Consider the following 18,657-nt stretch of genomic DNA (forward strand, 5'->3'; position numbering starts at 1 on the left):
ATTTAGCCAGGGAAGGAGTGGATAGAAAACAATGACAATTAATAGAGATATTGTGATTACAGAAGTTGCATTGCGTGACGGCAGCCATGCGATTGGGCATCAATACACAATTGAACAAGTTACAGCCGTTGCGAAAGCACTTGACGAGGCTAATGTTCCATATATTGAAGTAGCTCACGGCGATGGCCTTGGCGGTTCCTCTCAGCAATACGGAGTATCACTTACAGACGAAATGGAACTAATCGAGGCAGCTGTCTCTGTCTGTAAGAAAGCCAAAATTGCGGTGCTGCTTTTACCGGGAATCGGGACGATGAAAGAACTGAGGCAAGCTGCATCGATCGGCGCAAAAATGGCGAGAATCGCTACACATGTAACAGAGGCAGACGTTGCCCCACAACATATTAATCTTGCAAAAGAGCTTGGCATGGAAACAGTTGGCTTTTTAATGATGTCTCATATGGTTCCGACAAAAAAACTGGTGGAACAAGCGAAGCTAATGGAGAAATATGGAGCGGATACGGTTTATGTAGTTGATTCAGCAGGTGCTTTTCTTCCTCACGAGGTGCGTGAACGGATTGAAGCACTGCGTCAAGCATTGGACGTAAATATTGGGTTCCATGGCCACAACAATTTATCACTGGCTATGGCCAATTCTCTAGCAGCTATTGAAGCAGGTGCGACTAAAATAGATGGAAGTGTCCGCTGTCTCGGTGCAGGTGCCGGCAATACACAAACTGAGGTATTGGTTGCAGTGTTGGAACGATTGGGGCTGAAGAGTGGAATCGATTTATATAAAATGATGGATTTGGCAGAAACAATCGTTGCTCCTATCTTAAAAACGCCGCAAGAAATTACAAGAAATAGCCTTGTATTGGGATATGCCGGGGTTTATTCAAGCTTTTTGCTACATTCACAAAGGGCAGCGGAACGCTTTAACGTTGATTCTCGCGACATCTTAATTGAACTCGGGAAACGTAAAGTGATTGGCGGGCAAGAAGATATGATTCTGGATGTTGCGGCACAGATCGCCGAGAATCCAATAAGTGTAAAAAAGTGAATGGAGGACAGAGCATTGAGTAGCCAAAAATTTAAAGAGATTGCAAAGCTTTTGCTGGATGCGGAGATTGAGAAGAAAGAAGTGCTTCGTATTACAGCTGATAAGATACCCGAGTTAACAGTAGATGAAGCGTATCTCATTCAAAAAGAATTAATCAATTTGAAGATCCAACAGGGCCTTTCCGTTGTTGGACCAAAGATGGGGTTAACAAGCAGAGCAAAAATGAAGCAAATGAATGTGGAAGAACCGATTTACGGTTACATTTTTGACAATATGGTAGTACAGGAAGGAAGTTCCCTTTCTTTATCAGAGCTTATCCATCCAAAAGTTGAAGCAGAAATCGCTTTTGTATTAGATAAAGATCTTGCTGGACCGGCCATCTCAGGAGTCCAAGTATTAGCGGCTACAAAATATGTCCTTCCTGCACTTGAAATTATTGATAGCCGTTATGAAAATTTTCAGTTCACACTTCCTGACGTCATTGCCGATAATACGTCCTCCGCAAGAGTTGTGTTTGGAAACCAGTTAAGAAGACCTGAGGAGCTGGAGCTTGATTTAGTTGGAACAACCTTATCCATAAATGGAGAGATCAGAGCTCTTGGGGCTGGAGGGGCTGTATTAGGACACCCGGCTCATTCGGTCGCTATGCTTGCAAATATGCTTCATAGAGAAGGCAGCAAGTTAAAAGCAGGTCAAATCATTCTTACAGGCGGAATTACTGAAGCGATTCTGTTAGAAAATGGCGATGAGGTCGTAGCGAAATTTGACCAATTAGGTCAAGTAAGCATAAAAATAACAGATTAATAAAGGGTGTGTAACGGATGGAAACAACCTTTTCATATACAATCCATACACCAGAGACACTGGAATCTGAAAAAAAATATCCAGTCATCTTTGCGTTGCATGGCATTGGCTATAATGAGCATGACATTTTAGATCTGGTAAAAGAATTAAAAAATGAATTTATTCTTATTGGTGTACGAGGGCATCTAGCCCATGAAAAGGGCTATGCCTATTACTATTTAAAAGGGTATGGGAATCCAGACCGGGAACTGTTTGATAAAAGCATGAGCATGCTGCAATCCTTTATTGAGGACATGTCCAAAAAGTATCCCATTGACCTTGAGCAAAGGTACTTACTAGGCTTTAGTCAGGGAGCGATTTTGAGCTTGTCTTTGGCATTGGTGTTAGGGCAGGGAATTAAAGGGATCGTAGCCATGAACGGATACATCCCTTCATTCGTAAAAGAAGAATTCTCGGTAAAGCCAATCAACCATATGTCGATTTTCCTATCTGACGGTCAGTATGATGAAATCTTCCCTCCGCAAATCGGCCAAGAAAATTATGATTACCTGATAGAGATGGCAGCTTCCGTAATTTATACAACGTACCCTTCAGGTCATGAAATTTCTGAAGATAATCAACGTGATCTTGTTATGTGGCTTTCTGAAAATTCTCGTGTGAAATCATAGATTTAACTGTAAAGAATAAGCAGTAAAGAAAAGATTTTTACCAAGATCCCTAAAAAGAGAGGAAGTTAGATATGTCTGAAAAAGGAAAATATATTAATGCTGGAGGAATCCAAACTCATTACCATGAAAGCGGAGAAGGAGAGCCGATTCTGCTCATTCATGGTTCAGGTCCTGGAGTATCTGCCTGGGCAAATTGGCGATTAGTGTTTCCAATTTTGTCAGAAGAGTATAAACTATACGCACCTGATGTTGTGGGGTTTGGCTCTACAGAGAGACCTAAAAATAATGATTATTCCGTAGATATCTGGGTTAACCATATGATTTCCTTTATTGAAACGATGAACCTTGAAAAAATATCAATCATCGGAAATTCCATGGGTGGAGCGTTAGCCCTTCATATCGCTAATCGCCGTCCAGATTTAGTCAAAAAATTAATCCTAATGGGCAGTGTAGGAATTGAATTTCCAATTTCAGAGGAACTTGATGCTGTTTGGGGGTATGAGCCCAGCATTGAAAACATGAGAGAACTCATTTCCATTTTCTCATATGACCAAAGCGCCGCAAGAAATGATGATTTGGTTAAATTACGCTATGAAGCGAGCATTCAGAAAGAGTCTAAAGCAGCGTTTAAAGCCATGTTCCCGGCACCAAGACAAAGGCAAGTAGATGAATTGGCTTTAACAGAGGAACAATTGAGAGAAATAACGGTTCCAGTTTTATTAATTCATGGGCGCGAAGATCGGATAATCCCATTGGAAAAAACAAGCTGGAGATTATCTCAAATCATTCCGAAAGCTGAATTGCACGTCTTTTCCGAATGCGGCCACTGGACACAAATTGAAAAAACTCAACCGTTTGTCAACCAGGTAGCTGATTTTTTAAAAAGATAACAAAAATGGGTGCTGTCCTATTAGTCAGAATATCATTGACTATGGGCAGCATTTTTTTGATCTCCCTTTTATTGGTCATCGAAAAGACAATTGCTCAGTTCATCCAGACTTTTTATTTATTGCAGCTGCGCAAAAAGCAGTAATTTTAAGAATGTCTCTGTCGTTAATTTTTTCGTATAGACATCTAATTTCAACGTTTTTTGGTTTCTTCAACAAGTGGAAGATTTATTGGTGAAAACCATTGTCCAAATGAAGTTTTTCGTGTAATCTTGTCCATGTTTGAGTCCTTTTTTAGTGGATTTGGACGGGTTGCCACCTGACTTATCCATTATAAAGGACCTTTTCTTTGCACAAAGTAATGAAATTGAATATTTTGATTAATTACGATAGTTAAATTTAATTAGAGCAACACTAGTGAATCATGTTGATTATTTTGTTTTCCTTTCTCGCAATGATTGGCTATTCTGCTATGGATGATGAAGTTAACCAGGCTTTATCTAAAGCAGACTTTTTTTTATTACGGATGGCTTCTTATTATGACAACAAAGGGGGATGTCATTAGGGCATACAAGACACCGGACTTTGACCAACAGTCTGAACAAACCTTAATCTTGGGGACACATGATTTGGGTTCAACCTCAAATCAAAAAGAAAGCTTGTTTAAAACGATCAGTAATAGTATTTTGATCATGTAATTATCAGTATTTCTGTTATTGATAATTGGCACCATCTGGTATGCACGTAAATTCGGTTCTCCGCTCATTACGATAATGAAATGGATTCAAAATATTGGAAGCGTGTTATGTGAACAGCCGCTTGGCCTCCATAATCGTCCCGTGATGTTGAATAGGAAAGAAAATTGAAAAGGATGTACCGTTTGTATAGAGATATGATTACAACCCTTACACAATTAACTGAGACCTTACATCAAAACGATAAACAACGCTCGAAAATGAATCAAACAAGGGAAGGATGGATAAGTGGTCTTTCCCATGACTTAAAAGCTCCGCTCGCTTCCATATCAGGTTATGGTCAAATGATTGAAGCTGAAAACTATTCGTGGACGCAAGAAGAGACAAGAGAGTTTGCTGAAATCATCATTCAAAAAATCAATGTACATGATAGAACTACTTGAAGACTTAACCTTAACGTATTGATTGAAAAATCAAGCTTTACCGATTGCAAAAGAACAAGCGGACATTAACGAATTTATACGTCGCACAGTCATTCATTTCATTAATGATCCTGCCAATAGTGATAAGGAGTTTATCTTCAATCCATACAATGGGTCAGCTGCTGCATCAATCGACCCCAAATGGTTTCAAAGGATGATGGATAATCTGATCGCCAATGCTATCAAATATGATCCTGCCGGCATGAGAATTACGGTATCTATTTCACCTATCGAGAAACAACTAATGATCATCACCATTGCAGACGATGGAAAAGGCATGGGTAACGAAACACTCAGTAAGCTATTCCAACGTTACTACCGTGGCACCAATACAAACAATTCCGGAAGCGGAACAGGTCTTGGCATGGCCATAACGAAACAATTGGTTCAGCTGAACAAAGGATCAATCAATGTAAAAAGCAAGCCAAATAGAGGCACGACAGTTCGGATCATTCTTCGAATTAATATGAATGAAAATTAAGAACTGCTATTGTGATAGTGAAAATTAAGTCGATCCCAACAGCTCAACAAAGTGGGGATTAATCATAAGAAGAATCATTTTCCAGTTAGGAGGATAATTATGTTTATACATAAAATTGATGAGGATGTATCGTTAAAATTGATCGAATTAAGTGATGACGAAAGGGTTTTTGATTTAACAAATAATTCAAGAGACCACCTGAGAGCTTGGCTCCCTTGGCTGGATAAAACGACAAAACTTGAAGATACAAAAGAATTTATAAAAATATGTTTAAACGGTTTTGCTGAGAATAAAAGTATGAATACCGTTATTATTTTTAAGGAGCAGATCGTCGGTGTTGCAGGTTATAACTCAATCGATTGGGAGAATAGAATCGCGTATATTGGCTACTGGCTTGGAAAAGGCCACCAAGGAAACGGCATTATGACAAAGACAGCCAGAGCTTTGACTGATTATGCTTTTAATGACTTAAACTTGAACAAAATTGAAATTAGAGCCGCGATAGAAAATAAGAAAAGCAGAGGAATTCCTGAGAGACTGGGTTACGTAAAGGAAGGGGTTATTAGACAATCGGAATGGCTATATGATCATTATGTTGACCATGTAGTTTATGGAATATTGGCTGAAGAATGGAAAGGAAAATAGTTCATCATATATTTGCCGTATGAGAAGAAAACTTTATCAGCTCAGTACTAAATAACTGAAGGGCGAGTGAAATAACTAAATTAGTAAATAAAATTTTTAAAAATCAAAATAAGTATAAAAACGGGCTGTCTTTAAGTCGATGGAAAAGTCGATTAATAGGGCAGCCCTATTGTTTTATACAAAAGAGAATGATAAAGACTATTGTTGATTTTTTCACATCGTTGATTGGAGCGCCTGTGTGCTGCAATCAACAGACACGTTTATCAAAGCTAAAAAAATATAATTCATATAATCAATGAACACGTATATACATATAATCGTCACATTTTCATTAATCAGCGAGATGTTATTGATGTATAATTATGAATATAAAGTTTTTTCAGACATTTAACTTTTGAATTTGTTTGACATAAACATAAATAGATTAGGAGGAGTAAAGTGGGTAAGAAATATGCAAAATCGTTTCAAGAGCTAGTCAATGAAAATAAAAAAGAAATTCTTAACAATAAAGAAGCATTGGAAAAAATAGAAGAACGCATTGAAAAGCGCTATGATAATAAAAAGCTCGCTTAACAGTATTATTGAAGAGGCTTACCCCTTGCAGGTAGGTCTCTTTTTTATTCTTAAATAGAAGTTTTTATCCTTGAATTCAAAAACGATATAGATTTATAGAGAGTAAGTGTTATTATTTACCTAATGGAAAATTATTCTCACCATCATACGAGAAAGGCTAGATTACATGACCTCAAACACTGCAGCATTAGAAAAATCATCATTTCAGCAACAACAAAAGACTACATACCATGTTTTATTTATAATTGGGTTATGCCATTTATTAAACGATTCGCTTCAATCAGTCATCCCTGCGATGTTTCCAATCTTGGAAAAGTCGATGAGTCTGACGTATACTCAGCTCGGTTTCATCGCGTTTACACTTAATATTGTTTCTTCCGTTTTGCAGCCAATTATTGGAGCTTATACGGATAAGAAACCTGTACCATATGCACTTCCAATCGGATTATCCATCAGCATGCTTGGAATTCTTGGTTTGGCTTTTTCACCATCCTTTAAAATGGTGTTATTTTTCGTTTTTTTTATTGGGGTAGGGTCTGCTGTTTTTCATCCTGAAGGTTCAAGAGTAGCTTATATGGCTGCCGGATCACGAAGGGGACTTGCACAATCGATTTATCAAGTAGGAGGGAATTCTGGACAGGCCCTTGCTCCTTTGATTACGGCACTTGTGTTAGTGCCGTTAGGTCAACCAGGCATCGTCTATTTTACTTTAGTAGCGGCATTAGCTGTCATTCTGCTTATTTATATTGCTAAATGGTATAAAGTGAAGCTTCCTTCGCTGCCGGAAAAAACGGGAAAAATAAGCACAACAGCCAGAAGCCTTGCCAATAAAAAAGCAGCGAACTTTGCTGCTTCCATCATTCTTTTTATTATCTTTGCACGATCCTGGTACGGAACGTCCATTGCAAGTTTTTATGCTTTTTATGTGATTGAGAAGTATGGGGTAAGCATTCAAGCTTCACAAGGGTATGTATTTTTATTTTTAGTGATGGGGGCTGTTGGAACATTTTTAGGCGGTCCATTGGCTGATCGATTTGGAAAACGCACCGTGATCATCACCTCTATCATGGCTTCTATACCGCTTACTTTTGCTCTCCCATTTGCAGGTCCTGTTACGGCCTATTTCTTACTTGCACTTATTGGGCTAATTCTATTATCCAGTTTTTCTGTTACAGTAGTTTACGCACAAGAGCTGTTCCCAGGCAGGATTGGGACTGTATCCGGTCTGACAATTGGATTTGCTTTTGGAATGGGAGCGATTGGTGCAGTGGCAATTGGAGCTTTAATTGATCAATTTGGACTAACAACCATTATGATCGCTATTTCGTTACTACCCGTTTTAGGAATAACTTCTTATTTCTTACCAACTGATAAAACAATTATAGAATGGCAAAATAATGAGTGATTACGCTCGAGCTAAGAAAACAAATTAATCTTTCAAGGAAGTGAATGAACATAGCAGAGAGGGGAGTGTTCGTGAAGAATACACTGATTAAATTAATATTATAGGGCAATTTCTAAAACTAGGGATTAAATTTTGAAAACTGGAGAAATTATTGGCTTGTCATGGACAGAAATAAAATGAATTATACCTCATTAATAGAAAGATTATGTATGCTCTTTCAGATGATTATTGAAATAAGGGAGATTCAGCTAAAGTATTGAGTGGATTAATAAACTATTTTTTGGGGAAAATGAGGGTAGAGACTCTTAAGGCAGTCGTTCGAACACATATTGTATCTAACCATACACTCCATAAGTAAAACTTTACAGAGGATTTTTATATTCGCTACTTAATATCATCAAAGTAGTTTAGATAAAGCCCCACCTACTAAATTGAAAAAGACGGGGCATTCTTATTGTGATTTTTAATAAACTGCTCTTTCTAGTATTGAAATCGCTTTTTTATAAACGGGAAAGTCCACCATTTTATTATTCAACTGTATGGCAGATAACCCGTTTTTTTCGGCCTTTTCATATGCCTCAACAATTTTCTCGCACCATTTTATTTCCTCAAGAGAAGGGGAAAAAATCGCATTTACTTGTTTTACTTGATTGGGATGAATGCATAGTTTCGCAGTCATGCCAAGGTCTTTCGCACGATGAGTCTCCTGTATTAATCCATCCTCATTCGTAATGTCTACATATACTGTATCAATTGGAGGTGCAATCCCTGCTGCTTTTGATGCAACAGCTAGGAGGGATCTTGGATAAATTAATTCTTGACCATGTACAGTAACCGTTATGTCTAAGTCTAGACAATAATCTAAAGCACCAAAAGCTAACCGTGAGACACAGCTGCTGGCTGAAGCAATATCAAATGATATTAAAACACCTTTTGCACTTTCGATAAGTGGAATAATTTGTTGATCATCTGAAAGCTCATTTACTAGATTCTGAATATCCTTGGCTGATTCGCTTTTGGCAAGCATCACGCCAACCTGTGGGAAAGATGCAACCATTAAAACATCTTCATCATAATAATCAGTAGTAACATCGTTTATTCTGACAAATATTTTTTTAGATAAGGGGTTAGTGCAAGTAGTCAGAACATTTCTAACCACTTCCCGAATTCTTTCTTTTTCGCTTGAGGGAATGGCATCTTCAAGATCGATGATTATAGCCTCAGCCTCACCATTAATTGCCTTTTGTATTCGATCTGGCCGATTCCCAGGTACAAATAAATACGACTTAATCATAGTTTACCCACATCCTTTAAACTATTAGTTATATTAAAGATGATGTTGATTTTTGCGCGATGTTGATTGGAGCGGATATGTGAACTCCTGAGGGAATGTGAATCAAAGGGAGACCCCCACAGGCGCATAGCTAGGCTGCTGAAAAAGTCGCTCATTTTCAAACTCGTAAAATCAATTCCCCAAATAACAGTGATTTTACGATTGATTGTGGGACATAACCACTACAATATTATGAAAAAAGAGAGATAAAGTGGAGATTAATTTTTCGCTATTTTTGAAAACCTTACTTTTTCAGTGCCCTCCGCATAGCGCCGTGGAGCGTCGGACCGCCCGCGGAAAGCGAACGCGGGCAGCGGAAATCAACAAACAAGTTTTACAGAGCCACGCAATTAAGTTAGGAATAGAGAAATTTGCGGGAAAATAATGATCAGGATAAGAACGATTATAAAGATAGCGAAAAATGGTACTACGCCCCTTATGACCTTTTCCACTTTTTCCTCACTTATCCCGCTGACCACAAATAGATTTAATCCTACAGGAGGGGTAATCATTCCGATTTCCATATTGACGACCATAATAATAGCAAAATGAATGACGTCGATTTCCAATGCTGAAATAATCGGCAGGAAGATTGGAAGTGTAATTAAAATGATCGCAGTCGGCTCCAAGAACATCCCTAGTACAAAAAACAGCAGACTTACAACGAGTAAAAACATCCATTTATTAAACCCGCTGTCACTTACCCATGCAGCAAAGTCTTGAGGCACTTGTTCGGTAGTTAAAAACATACCAAAAACAAGAGCTGCAGCAATGATTAAAAAGATCATAGAAGTAGTGTTAATTGATTCTTTTAGAATTTCGCTGAAATTACTAAACGATAATTCTTTGTAGATAAAAATAGAAACTATGATGGCATATAGGGCAGCTAGAAATGAAGCTTCTGTTGGTGTAACAATACCTGAATAGATGCTCCCTAAAATTAAAATAGGCATAATCAGGCCCCAAACAGCTTTTAAGGTTGGTCTCCATCGATCTTGAAGAGGTATTTTTTCTAAACCGCCATATCCTTTTCTATAAGCTACAATCACGGCATAAACCATCAGGGCAAAACCTAACAATATGCCAGGTAAAATCCCTGCTGAAAATAGCCTGCCGGTCGACTGCTCCGCAACGGACCCATATAGAATAAGGGGTATGGAAGGTGGAATCAAAATTCCTAATGTACCAGCTGAAGCTACTAATCCCATTGTATATTTCTTATCATAGCCAGCCTTAACCATCATGGGGATCATAATGGCTCCTATCGCTGCTGCAGTAGCAGGACTCGATCCTGAGATAGCAGCAAATATCATACAGGTGACGACTGTAACAATCGATAATCCTCCTTTTGTATGTCCAATCCATACGCGAATACAATCTATTAAGTACTTTGATATTCCTCCTTTTGCCATAATTAAGCCTGCAAACACAAATCCGGGAATCGCCATCAGTGTTGTGCTATTTACTCCTGTAAACATTTTTTGAATTACGGTATTAAGGGAGAAATCGACCATCCAAAGCCCTATAATACTTGAAACACCTAAACTAATTGCGATAGGAACTCTAAGAAAAGCAAACACAAATAATAACGTAATTACGACAATTGCTGCCATTAATAATCCACCTCACTTATCTCTGTTTCTTTTTTAATAAAAAATCGATATGCTTTTTCACAAAAACGAATAAATAGTAACACACCAGTAATGGGCATAATTAAGTAATTTATCCATACAGGAACGCCGACATCAATGGTTTTTATTCCTTGGTCATATGCTGTTAGAACCATCTCCATACCGGTCCAAGCAATGAATAGACTAAAGCCGATACCAACTAATAGAGTTATCATCTGACAAAACTTTTTAAGGGCAGGACCTGCTTTATCGTATAGAATGTCAATTGATATATGTTTGTTTTCTCGCAGGGCAGTGGAGAATCCAATAAAAATTGCCCATACAAGCATCATGGTATAAATTTCTGTTGCCCAGCTTTGAGATTGTCCTAAAACATACCTCGTAAACACTGAATATAGACTTATTCCAATTCCAAATACAAAAAGTATTCCAGATATCGTATTTTCAATTAGTGTTAATGCTTTCATCAAATTATTTCCTCCTCTGTAATTTTGTATTTAGGATCCAATGATCAAAAAGATGATCTAAAAGGATAATTTTTTTGATCGTTTAATCAGACTTTGTCCTCAAGTTTATTATTTCTACAGAAAATAACAGAAAGCGCTTACAAAATTATTTAAAAAAATTGAATAATATATACATGTATTTAGGATCCAATATTGAGTATCTAATGAATTTGTTGATCTGGAGACATTTAAAGCATAATTACTCTGATAACTTCGAGTGATTATTTAAAAACGATAGAAAATCTCCATTCTATTTTTAGAAATATAGGAATTTAAGCCCTCCTTTTAAACTCTTGTATTTTGGATACGAGGTTACAAAATACATAATAATATAATTTCAAATGAACAACAAGTATAATTTTTGAATTATCACAAAATTTAAAAATATTCTTTACAACAATTTTCATATGTGATAATTTGTTATTAAATTGTATCCAATAACCAATAAGTTTGACGTAAATTCTTTGGTATTAAGGTATTTATTAGCTAAGAAACATCTATGCAAGAGTTTTTTTAATGATTTATGATAACGCTTACAAAAAATTATTGGGTGAAAGGAGTGAAAAATTAAAAGAATCAAATATTATTTCTATACCAAAAAAATGATATGGGGGAGTAATGATGAAGAAATATACATTAACTTTTTTTCTATTAACGGTAATCATCATGTTGGCAGCATGTGGCGATGATAGTTCTTCGGGTGGATCGTCTGGAGATGGAGACGGTGTAGAGGAAATGACCCTTAAGTTTGCACATGTGGTAGCAGAAAACACCCCAAAGCATCAAGGGGCATTGGCAATGAAGGAATATATAGAAGCTGAATCTGATGGGAAAATAGAATTAGAAATATATCCGAACAGCTCATTGTTTGGCGATCAGGATGAATATCAAAACCTAGCAGCTAATAACATACAATTTATTGCACCAGATTTAACGAAATTTGTAGGGAATAACCCTCAATTTAACGTCCCTGCGCTTCCATTTTTATTTGAAGACGACGCAGCGGCTATCGCCTTTTGGGATGGTGAAAAGGGTCAAGAAATTTTAACCAGCCTAACAGATGATGGAGTACTTGGCTTGTCCATGTGGCCTAACGGCGGGAAGCAAATTACTAATAATAAGAGAGCCATTGATTCACCAGCTGATTTTGAAGGGTTGAAATTCCGGACGCAGGGAGGACAAGTTTTAGAATCCCTCTATTCTGAACTTGGAGCGGGTTCTGAGTCCATTCCTTTTGGAGAATTATATACAGCTCTTGATCAAGGTGTAGTTGACGGGCAGGAAAATACATTTAGTAATATTGAATCCAAAAAGTTTGATGAGGTACAGAGCCATATGACAGTGATGAACCATACTCGAGTTGATTATGCGGTATTTACCAACACAGAATTTTGGGAAAGTATGAATGATGCTACACGAGAAATCGTTGAAGCAGGTTTAGCTGAGGGTACAAGAGTAGCAAGGGAAGAAGCGATAAAACTTAATGAAGAAGCCTATGAAATAATTAAAGAACGAGGAATGGTTGAGATTATTGAATTAACTCCGGAGCAAATTGAAGAATTCCGCTCTGCGCTGGAGCCTGTTTATGAGGAATATGAAGAGGCGATTGGTGCTGACGTAATTGAAGCCGCACGCACTGCCTCTGAACAATAACCGCTATTATAAAACTGAAAAGTTAGCGGCTTTTATAGCGTTAACTTTTCACAAGCATCTTAAATACTTGCGATCAACATAATATAAGTAGAAATATTTTTATCGTATTGGATTTAGCATCCTCGATATAAAACATATATGAATGGAGGGAATGCGATGGCAGCACCTTTACAAGGGAAAACAGTAATAGATATCACTACGAATATTTCAGGACCAAGTTTAACCATGATCTTAGGAGATTTGGGGGCCGATGTAATTAAAATTGAAAGACCCGTTATTGGTGATGATTCCAGAAAAATGGGACCCTTATGGGAGGGAGAGGGGGTCTATTATCTGCAAATAAACAGAAATAAGCGATCTATCGTAATTGATCTGAAAAGTGAAGAAGGTAAGGAACTTCTTTTGAGTTTCATTAAAGATGCAGATATATTTGTTGAAAATTTCAGATTAGGCAAGGCTGAAAAGATGGGCTTTGGGTATGAGCAATTAAAAGCTATTAATCCAAAATTAATTTATTGCTCTCTTTCAGCCTATGGACAATCTGGACCGAAAAGCAGCAAGCCTGGATATGATGCGGTTGTGCAGGCTGAGACAGGAATTATGAGTATAAATGGTGATGAAGACGGTGATGTATCACGAGCTCCGGTATCGATCTTGGATCAAGGCAGTGCTATGTGGGGTGCAATCGGAATTCTTTCAGCACTGCTTCATCGTGAGAAAAGCGGTGAGGGTCAAAAGGTAGAAACCTCACTGTATGAAACAGGCGTGTTTTGGACAGGCTATCATACGCTTTCATACATGGCTACGGGTAAGGAGCCAGTCAGAATGGGGGCTGGTCATGCAGCTTTTGCACCTTATGGATCGTTTAAAACTGCTGATAAAGAGATTATGATCGGTATTTCAAATGATACTCAATTTCATAAACTAAGTATTGCGTTAGGAAAAGAAGAATGGATTAAGGACCCGCGATTTGAATCAAATATTTCAAGAGTTAATAATAGAAATGCACTAAACAAGGCCATTAATAATGTTCTTATTAAAAAAGGGGCTATTTACTGGATTGAAAAAATTGAAGCTGCGGAAATTCCAAGTTCAATTATTCAAAATATCTCCTCTATAATAAATAATCCGCAAACAGAGAGCACAATGATGTTCAAGCAAATTGATCATCCTCTTATTGCTGAACTTAAGCTAACAAGACTTCCGGTTCGATTATCTGAGTCACCTTTAGAGATATCGAAATCTCCACCTTTGCTCGGGGAGGATACCATCTCGATTTTAGAAGAAAAAGGAGTTTCCGAGAGTGTCATTAATCAGCTGATTCAAAAAGGTGTTATCCAAATTAAAAAAGAATTGGGGAGTGTATATGAATAAAGAAAAATTTGAAAAAGGTTTAGAAATAAGAAGAAGTGTTTTGGGAGCAGAGTATGTAGATCAATCGATTCAAAACGCAACAGATTTTAATAGGCCGATGCAGGAATTAGTTACAGAGTATTGCTGGGGTGAAATATGGGCAAGAGAAGGACTTCCAAAGAAAACAAGAAGTATGCTGAATCTTGCCATGCTTACAGCTTTAAACAGACCGCATGAATTAAAGCTTCATGTTAGAGGAGCTGTTAATAACGGTCTGAGTAAGGATGATATACAAGAAGTATTTTTACAAGCTGCCATTTATTGCGGAGTCCCAGCAGCAATTGACAGCTTTAGATCGGCTAAAGAAGTATTTGACGAGATGGATAAGGAATAAGACGGTGTAAATCTCAATATGTTTTATGCTGCAAAGATAATATTGGATAAATAGATCACAACTGTTACCGTCAATGCACTGAAAATGGTGGAAGCAAGCACTGCTTGAGCAGCAAATGATGTTTCATTTTTATATTCTTGAGCGATTATGGCACTATTTACCGAGCTTGGTACGGCTGAAGCAATAAACATTGCTTGGGCGGTTGTCGAATCAACATCCAGAAAAGAAATAATCACAATAGCAATAAGTGGACTTAGCATAAGCCGTACAGTGATGCTCAAATAAACAGAAAGCATATTTTTAGTGAAATTTAGCTGTATAACCTGTGCTCCAAGTGTTAATAATGCCATAGCAATTAACGCATCTGCAATGTAAGTGCCCGGTATGTATAAAAATTGCGGGAAAGAAAGATTAAAAGCATTCAAAGTGATGCCTGCAATCATGGCATATGTTACAGGCATTTTAAAGTAGGGAATAAATGCTTTTAATTTATTTTTGAACATAGGCTGTAGAGTGATGATTCCATAAGAGTATACTAGCAGGTTTTGAAATGTAAGGATTAAAACCTGAACCGCCATGGCGGCGGGGTCTTGTCGGAAAACTAAATCATTAACAGGTACTCCATAATTTCCAGAATTATAAAAAAGGGTGCTATGTGAAAAAGCGATACGCAAGCTTTTACTGAAACGGAACATACGACTGATTATATTGGATACAAAATACAAAATCACACCTAAAATAATGAAAAAGGTGAACACGTTTATAAATAAATTCCAATCCAATTCAGCTTCATAAAGGCGAACGAGGATAAGGCCAGGAACTAGATAATAAATATTCAGCTTAGCTAATGTATGTAAATCGAGATGAAATTTACTGTGAAGAAGCGATCCGAAACCGATAAGTATAAGAATTGGAAGAATGACATTTATAAAAATTATTAAAATCTCCATTAATTAATCTCCTTAGGGATAAATGGTAAGTAATAAAAATATAACATAAATATTCAGATTTAATAAAATTATTAAATAATTTAGCACAAAGGATATTGGATACGGTATATTTGAAAGGAGGCTGACAAATGGAGCTGCCTAAGAAAGTATTCATAAATGAGGTCGTTTTACGTGATGGATTACAGCTGGAAAAGAAAATTGTTAGTTTGAATGAAAAAAAATCATTATTTGACCAATTAACAAAAGCCAATATAACAATGATTGAATTTGGATCATTTGTCCATCCAAAGCTTGTTCCTCAGATGGCTAACAGTGGAGATTTATATTCCGATCTTTCTAAGGAAAAACAAAACGCTAATCTTGTTGCGCTGGTTCCGAATTTAAAAGGAACAGAGAAAGCACATGATTATGGTGTGGAGCGTGTAAACTTTGTTTTTTCTGCCAGCAATACGCACAATTTACAAAATGTTCATAAGTCCACAGAGGATTCACTAAAAGAATTAGCGAGAATTCAAGATTTTTGCAGTAAGCAGGACATAACGCTATATGTCACGATTGCCACAGCATTTGGATGCCCATTTGAAGGAGAGGTTTCACCAAACAGAGTGAAATCGTTGGTTGAGGAAGTGAGCAGTTTGAACGTTGAAATGATTACACTGGCTGATACAACCGGGATGGCAAATCCATATCAAGTTTATAACCTTATGAAAGAAGTACGTTCATTATATTCTAATCAGCAATTTGGTCTGCATTTTCATAATACACGGGGGATGGGACTTTCCAATATTTTAGCTGGCATACAAGCTGGAATTAACAGCTACGATACCGCACTTGGAGGTTTGGGGGGATGTCCATTTGCCCCTGGTGCAACTGGAAATGTATGTACAGAAGATGTTGTCCATATGCTCCACAGCATGGGAATTGACACAGGAATCCGCCTGGAGGAGTTATTGGTGGCATCTGCTTTATTAAATAAAATTGTAGAACATGACACACCGAGCTATATCCTGAAAGCAGGTACCTTCGATCGGAAATATCCAATTCCTGATTCTGTATCTGCACAATAGAGTCGTCAAAAGAATAATTTCCTGGAGGTTAACGTGATGAAAGAGTGGGAAACGATCACACTGAATAAAGAGTATGTATCACATTATGTCTATAAGATTGAGTTGAATCGACCAGATTCACTTAACGCTTTAAATACAAAAATGGCAATGGAATTAATTGAATGTTTAACAGAATTAAAAGAAAAAAAAGACTTACGGGTGTTGGTGCTGACCGCGGCTGGCGATAAAAGCTTTTGTGTAGGGGCTGATTTAAAAGAACGTAAAGGAATGACGAATGAACAGTGGAAGCACCAGCATGACGTTTTTGAAAACGCATACAGTCTGATTAGAGAATTTCCGCTTCCTGTAATTGCAGCTGTAAATGGTTTTGCTCTTGGCGGAGGAATGGAAATGGCATTAAGCTGTGATCTTCGTTATATAGCAGAGCATGCAAAAATGGGGTTGCCTGAAGTGACGATCGGCATTATTCCAGGGGTTGGAGGAACACAGCTTTTGCCTAGGACCATACCTGTTGGCTTGGCAAAGGAATTTTTATTTAGAGGCAGCCATATTTCTTCTGAAAAAGCAGAGGAATCAGGTTTGGTAAACGGGGTTTATAGCAAAGAAGAATTGATTCCTAAGGTGCTGGATATAGCGAAAGACATTGCGAAAAATGCACCTCTGTCACTTAAAGCTATAAAAAAGTCTGTTAATACAGGGCTTCAAACAGATATTCATACTGCTCTTGCGATTGAATTAGATCAATATTATACATGTGCAAACTCGGAAGATCGAAAAGAAGGGATTTTATCCTTTAATGAAAAAAGAAAGCCAAATTGGCAAGGGAAATAAAAATTGAAATGCTCATAGGAGGGTAATAACATGACTGTTACGATGAAGGAAGAAGTTGAACTAATTAGGAAAAGCGTACGTTCTCTATGCAAAAAATTTCCGGAAGATTACTGGAAAGAGGTTGATGAAAAGCATGAATATCCTGAAAAATTTATCAAGGCACTGACAGAGGAAGGCTGGCTTTCTGTTTTAATCCCTGAAGAATATGGCGGAGCCGGATTGGGAATGGAAGAAGCGGGAGTGATATTAGAGGAAATTAACCGTTCAGGAGGAAATGCAGGCGCCGGGCATGCTCAAATGTATACGATGGGTGCGGTCCTTCGACATGGAAATGAAGATCAAAAGAATCGATATCTTCCGAAAATCGCAAGTGGGGAACTGCGTCTCCAAGCATTTGGTATTACAGAGCCGACAGCTGGAAGTGATACAACGAGCATTATTACAACAGCAGAACGAAAAGGCGATAAATACGTTGTAAATGGACAAAAAATTTGGACTTCCCGTGCCAGATACTCAGATCTGATGCTATTGCTCGCAAGGACAACACCGAAAGATAAAGTAGCAAAAAAGACGGATGGCCTGAGTTTATTTATCTTAGATATGAATGATCAAAAGGATAGAATTACGATTCGAGATATTGATACGATGATCAATCATGCTACGACTGAAGTGTTTTTTGAAAATGTCGAAATTCCTGTTAAAAACTTAATTGGAGAAGAAGGGAAAGGCTTTAGATATGTTTTAAGCGGCATGAATGCAGAAAGGATATTAATTGCTTCGGAAAGCATTGGTGATGGCTTGTATTTCGTTGATAAATCTGTGCAATACGCGAATGAGCGCGTAGTTTTTGATCGTCCGATTGGGCAAAATCAAGGGGTTCAATTCCCTATTTCACGTGCTTACATGGAAATAGAAGCTGCAAAGCTTATGAGAGACAAAGCTGCACAAATGTTTGACGCAAATGAAAACTGTGGAGCTGAAGCAAATATGGCGAAATACTTAGCTTCTGAAGCAACATGGAAGGCGGCCAACTCCGCAATGGATACGTATGGAGGTTATGGCTTTGCAACAGAGTATCATATTGAAAGAAAGTTTAGAGAAGCACGTTTATTTATTATAGCGCCTGTAACAAATAATTTGATTGTCAGCTATGTCAGCCAGCACGTTCTGGGATTACCTAGATCGTTTTAAGGCTGAGGGTCCTTGTAGTCTACAAGGACCTTTAACTTTATTTATAAAAAG

At 37.6% G+C, this 18,657-nt stretch carries 20 protein-coding genes and 1 pseudogene; 16 read left to right on the forward strand and 5 right to left on the reverse strand.

Translation table 11 applies throughout. The features are described 5' to 3' along the window. Positions 1 to 31 precede the first annotated feature (31 nt). The 4 genes from dmpG (at position 32) to KP78_RS12535 (ending at position 3,419) form a co-directional block, all read left to right on the forward strand. Complete coding sequence (gene dmpG, locus KP78_RS12520) at positions 32 to 1,057, forward strand: 4-hydroxy-2-oxovalerate aldolase (protein WP_041089402.1); 1,026 nt, start codon at positions 32 to 34, stop codon at positions 1,055 to 1,057. 15 nt (positions 1,058 to 1,072) lie between these two features. Continuing rightward, the gene (locus tag KP78_RS12525) at positions 1,073 to 1,861 is read left to right on the forward strand and encodes a 2-keto-4-pentenoate hydratase (RefSeq protein WP_041089404.1); all 789 of its coding nucleotides are present in this window, start codon (positions 1,073 to 1,075) and stop codon (positions 1,859 to 1,861) included. 17 nt (positions 1,862 to 1,878) lie between these two features. Then, complete coding sequence (locus KP78_RS12530; protein WP_041089406.1) at positions 1,879 to 2,529, forward strand: alpha/beta hydrolase; 651 nt, start codon at positions 1,879 to 1,881, stop codon at positions 2,527 to 2,529. 71 nt (positions 2,530 to 2,600) lie between these two features. Then, a complete protein-coding gene (locus KP78_RS12535) occupies positions 2,601 to 3,419 on the forward strand; it encodes an alpha/beta fold hydrolase (RefSeq protein ID WP_041089408.1) in 819 nt (272 codons plus the stop codon). 119 nt (positions 3,420 to 3,538) lie between these two features. Here the strand turns inward: KP78_RS12535 and KP78_RS19230 are convergent. After that, positions 3,539 to 3,696, reverse strand: a pseudogene (locus KP78_RS19230) (DUF4372 domain-containing protein); the annotation flags it as partial. Positions 3,697 to 3,955: 259 nt separating this feature from the next. On the opposite strand from KP78_RS19230, the gene KP78_RS20715 reads away from it, so the two are divergent. The 6 genes from KP78_RS20715 (at position 3,956) to KP78_RS12550 (ending at position 7,697) form a co-directional block, all read left to right on the forward strand. Further along, entirely contained in the window at positions 3,956 to 4,114 is a 159-nt protein-coding gene (locus tag KP78_RS20715; protein WP_235420920.1) for a hypothetical protein, read from the forward strand. Between the two features lie 182 nt (positions 4,115 to 4,296). Then, positions 4,297 to 4,554, forward strand: a complete 258-nt coding sequence (locus KP78_RS20720; protein WP_052474792.1) for a histidine kinase dimerization/phospho-acceptor domain-containing protein — start codon at positions 4,297 to 4,299, stop codon at positions 4,552 to 4,554. A 22-nt stretch (positions 4,555 to 4,576) separates the two neighbouring features. Next, positions 4,577 to 5,074 (forward strand): sensor histidine kinase, encoded by a 498-nt coding sequence (locus KP78_RS20725; protein WP_052474793.1) that lies wholly within the window; start codon positions 4,577 to 4,579, stop codon positions 5,072 to 5,074. 99 nt (positions 5,075 to 5,173) lie between these two features. Further along, positions 5,174 to 5,719, forward strand: a complete 546-nt coding sequence (locus tag KP78_RS12545) for a GNAT family N-acetyltransferase (RefSeq protein WP_041089410.1) — start codon at positions 5,174 to 5,176, stop codon at positions 5,717 to 5,719. Positions 5,720 to 6,157: 438 nt separating this feature from the next. Further along, entirely contained in the window at positions 6,158 to 6,292 is a 135-nt protein-coding gene (locus KP78_RS19235) for an FbpB family small basic protein (protein ID WP_106388566.1), read from the forward strand. Between the two features lie 166 nt (positions 6,293 to 6,458). Beyond that, a complete protein-coding gene (locus tag KP78_RS12550; protein ID WP_041089412.1) occupies positions 6,459 to 7,697 on the forward strand; it encodes an MFS transporter in 1,239 nt (412 codons plus the stop codon). 463 nt (positions 7,698 to 8,160) lie between these two features. On the opposite strand, the gene KP78_RS12555 is transcribed toward KP78_RS12550, so the two are convergent. The 3 genes from KP78_RS12555 to KP78_RS12565 form a co-directional block, all read right to left on the reverse strand. Then, the gene (locus KP78_RS12555; RefSeq protein WP_041089414.1) at positions 8,161 to 8,991 is read right to left on the reverse strand and encodes an HpcH/HpaI aldolase/citrate lyase family protein; all 831 of its coding nucleotides are present in this window, start codon (positions 8,989 to 8,991) and stop codon (positions 8,161 to 8,163) included. A gap of 389 nt (positions 8,992 to 9,380) precedes the next feature. Beyond that, entirely contained in the window at positions 9,381 to 10,643 is a 1,263-nt protein-coding gene (locus KP78_RS12560; RefSeq protein ID WP_041089415.1) for a TRAP transporter large permease, read from the reverse strand. Then, positions 10,643 to 11,128, reverse strand: a complete 486-nt coding sequence (locus tag KP78_RS12565; protein ID WP_052474794.1) for a TRAP transporter small permease — start codon at positions 11,126 to 11,128, stop codon at positions 10,643 to 10,645. The genes KP78_RS12560 and KP78_RS12565 overlap by 1 nt, the downstream gene beginning before the upstream one ends. Before the next feature lie 660 nt (positions 11,129 to 11,788). Between KP78_RS12565 and KP78_RS12570 the strand changes: the two genes are divergently transcribed. The 3 genes from KP78_RS12570 (at position 11,789) to pcaC (ending at position 14,567) form a co-directional block, all read left to right on the forward strand. Beyond that, positions 11,789 to 12,820, forward strand: a complete 1,032-nt coding sequence (locus tag KP78_RS12570; protein WP_041089417.1) for a DctP family TRAP transporter solute-binding subunit — start codon at positions 11,789 to 11,791, stop codon at positions 12,818 to 12,820. A gap of 156 nt (positions 12,821 to 12,976) precedes the next feature. Next, positions 12,977 to 14,194 carry a CaiB/BaiF CoA transferase family protein gene (locus KP78_RS12575; RefSeq protein ID WP_041089419.1) on the forward strand — a complete coding sequence of 406 codons (1,218 nt, stop codon included), beginning with the start codon at positions 12,977 to 12,979 and terminating at the stop codon, positions 14,192 to 14,194. Next, the gene (gene pcaC / locus KP78_RS12580) at positions 14,187 to 14,567 is read left to right on the forward strand and encodes a 4-carboxymuconolactone decarboxylase (RefSeq protein WP_041089421.1); all 381 of its coding nucleotides are present in this window, start codon (positions 14,187 to 14,189) and stop codon (positions 14,565 to 14,567) included. The genes KP78_RS12575 and pcaC overlap by 8 nt, the downstream gene beginning before the upstream one ends. Positions 14,568 to 14,590: 23 nt before the next feature. On the opposite strand, the gene KP78_RS12585 is transcribed toward pcaC, so the two are convergent. Next, on the reverse strand, positions 14,591 to 15,517 hold the full coding sequence (locus tag KP78_RS12585; protein ID WP_041089423.1) for an AEC family transporter: 927 nt from the start codon (positions 15,515 to 15,517) through the stop codon (positions 14,591 to 14,593). Positions 15,518 to 15,645: 128 nt separating this feature from the next. Between KP78_RS12585 and KP78_RS12590 the strand changes: the two genes are divergently transcribed. The 3 genes from KP78_RS12590 to KP78_RS12600 are packed head-to-tail and all read left to right on the forward strand — an operon-like array spanning position 15,646 to position 18,606. Next, a complete protein-coding gene (locus tag KP78_RS12590) occupies positions 15,646 to 16,584 on the forward strand; it encodes a hydroxymethylglutaryl-CoA lyase (protein WP_041089425.1) in 939 nt (312 codons plus the stop codon). Positions 16,585 to 16,620: 36 nt separating this feature from the next. Beyond that, positions 16,621 to 17,415 (forward strand): enoyl-CoA hydratase-related protein, encoded by a 795-nt coding sequence (locus tag KP78_RS12595; protein ID WP_041089427.1) that lies wholly within the window; start codon positions 16,621 to 16,623, stop codon positions 17,413 to 17,415. A gap of 30 nt (positions 17,416 to 17,445) precedes the next feature. Beyond that, positions 17,446 to 18,606: an acyl-CoA dehydrogenase family protein gene (locus KP78_RS12600; RefSeq protein ID WP_200889227.1), complete on the forward strand. Its 1,161-nt coding sequence runs from the start codon at positions 17,446 to 17,448 to the stop codon at positions 18,604 to 18,606. The last annotated feature ends 51 nt before the right edge of the window (positions 18,607 to 18,657 follow it).

The sequence above is a fragment of the Jeotgalibacillus soli genome, from assembly GCF_000829435.1.
Classification (GTDB): Bacteria; Bacillota; Bacilli; order Bacillales; family Jeotgalibacillaceae; genus Jeotgalibacillus; species Jeotgalibacillus soli.

What these genes read in the sequence shown, in the direction of transcription:
- dmpG (WP_041089402.1), top strand. Translation starts at nt 32, where the DNA reads ATGACAATTAATAGAGATATTGTGATTACAGAAGTTGCATTGCGTGAC.
- KP78_RS12530 (WP_041089406.1), top strand. Translation starts at nt 1,879, where the DNA reads ATGGAAACAACCTTTTCATATACAATCCATACACCAGAGACACTGGAA.
- KP78_RS12535 (WP_041089408.1), top strand. Translation starts at nt 2,601, where the DNA reads ATGTCTGAAAAAGGAAAATATATTAATGCTGGAGGAATCCAAACTCAT.
- KP78_RS20715 (WP_235420920.1), top strand. Translation starts at nt 3,956, where the DNA reads ATGACAACAAAGGGGGATGTCATTAGGGCATACAAGACACCGGACTTT.
- KP78_RS12545 (WP_041089410.1), top strand. Translation starts at nt 5,174, where the DNA reads ATGTTTATACATAAAATTGATGAGGATGTATCGTTAAAATTGATCGAA.
- KP78_RS12550 (WP_041089412.1), top strand. Translation starts at nt 6,459, where the DNA reads ATGACCTCAAACACTGCAGCATTAGAAAAATCATCATTTCAGCAACAA.
- KP78_RS12555 (WP_041089414.1), bottom strand. Translation starts at nt 8,991, where the DNA reads ATGATTAAGTCGTATTTATTTGTACCTGGGAATCGGCCAGATCGAATA.
- KP78_RS12560 (WP_041089415.1), bottom strand. Translation starts at nt 10,643, where the DNA reads ATGGCAGCAATTGTCGTAATTACGTTATTATTTGTGTTTGCTTTTCTT.
- KP78_RS12565 (WP_052474794.1), bottom strand. Translation starts at nt 11,128, where the DNA reads ATGAAAGCATTAACACTAATTGAAAATACGATATCTGGAATACTTTTT.
- KP78_RS12570 (WP_041089417.1), top strand. Translation starts at nt 11,789, where the DNA reads ATGAAGAAATATACATTAACTTTTTTTCTATTAACGGTAATCATCATG.
- KP78_RS12575 (WP_041089419.1), top strand. Translation starts at nt 12,977, where the DNA reads ATGGCAGCACCTTTACAAGGGAAAACAGTAATAGATATCACTACGAAT.
- pcaC (WP_041089421.1), top strand. Translation starts at nt 14,187, where the DNA reads ATGAATAAAGAAAAATTTGAAAAAGGTTTAGAAATAAGAAGAAGTGTT.
- KP78_RS12585 (WP_041089423.1), bottom strand. Translation starts at nt 15,517, where the DNA reads ATGGAGATTTTAATAATTTTTATAAATGTCATTCTTCCAATTCTTATA.
- KP78_RS12590 (WP_041089425.1), top strand. Translation starts at nt 15,646, where the DNA reads ATGGAGCTGCCTAAGAAAGTATTCATAAATGAGGTCGTTTTACGTGAT.
- KP78_RS12595 (WP_041089427.1), top strand. Translation starts at nt 16,621, where the DNA reads ATGAAAGAGTGGGAAACGATCACACTGAATAAAGAGTATGTATCACAT.
- KP78_RS12600 (WP_200889227.1), top strand. Translation starts at nt 17,446, where the DNA reads ATGACTGTTACGATGAAGGAAGAAGTTGAACTAATTAGGAAAAGCGTA.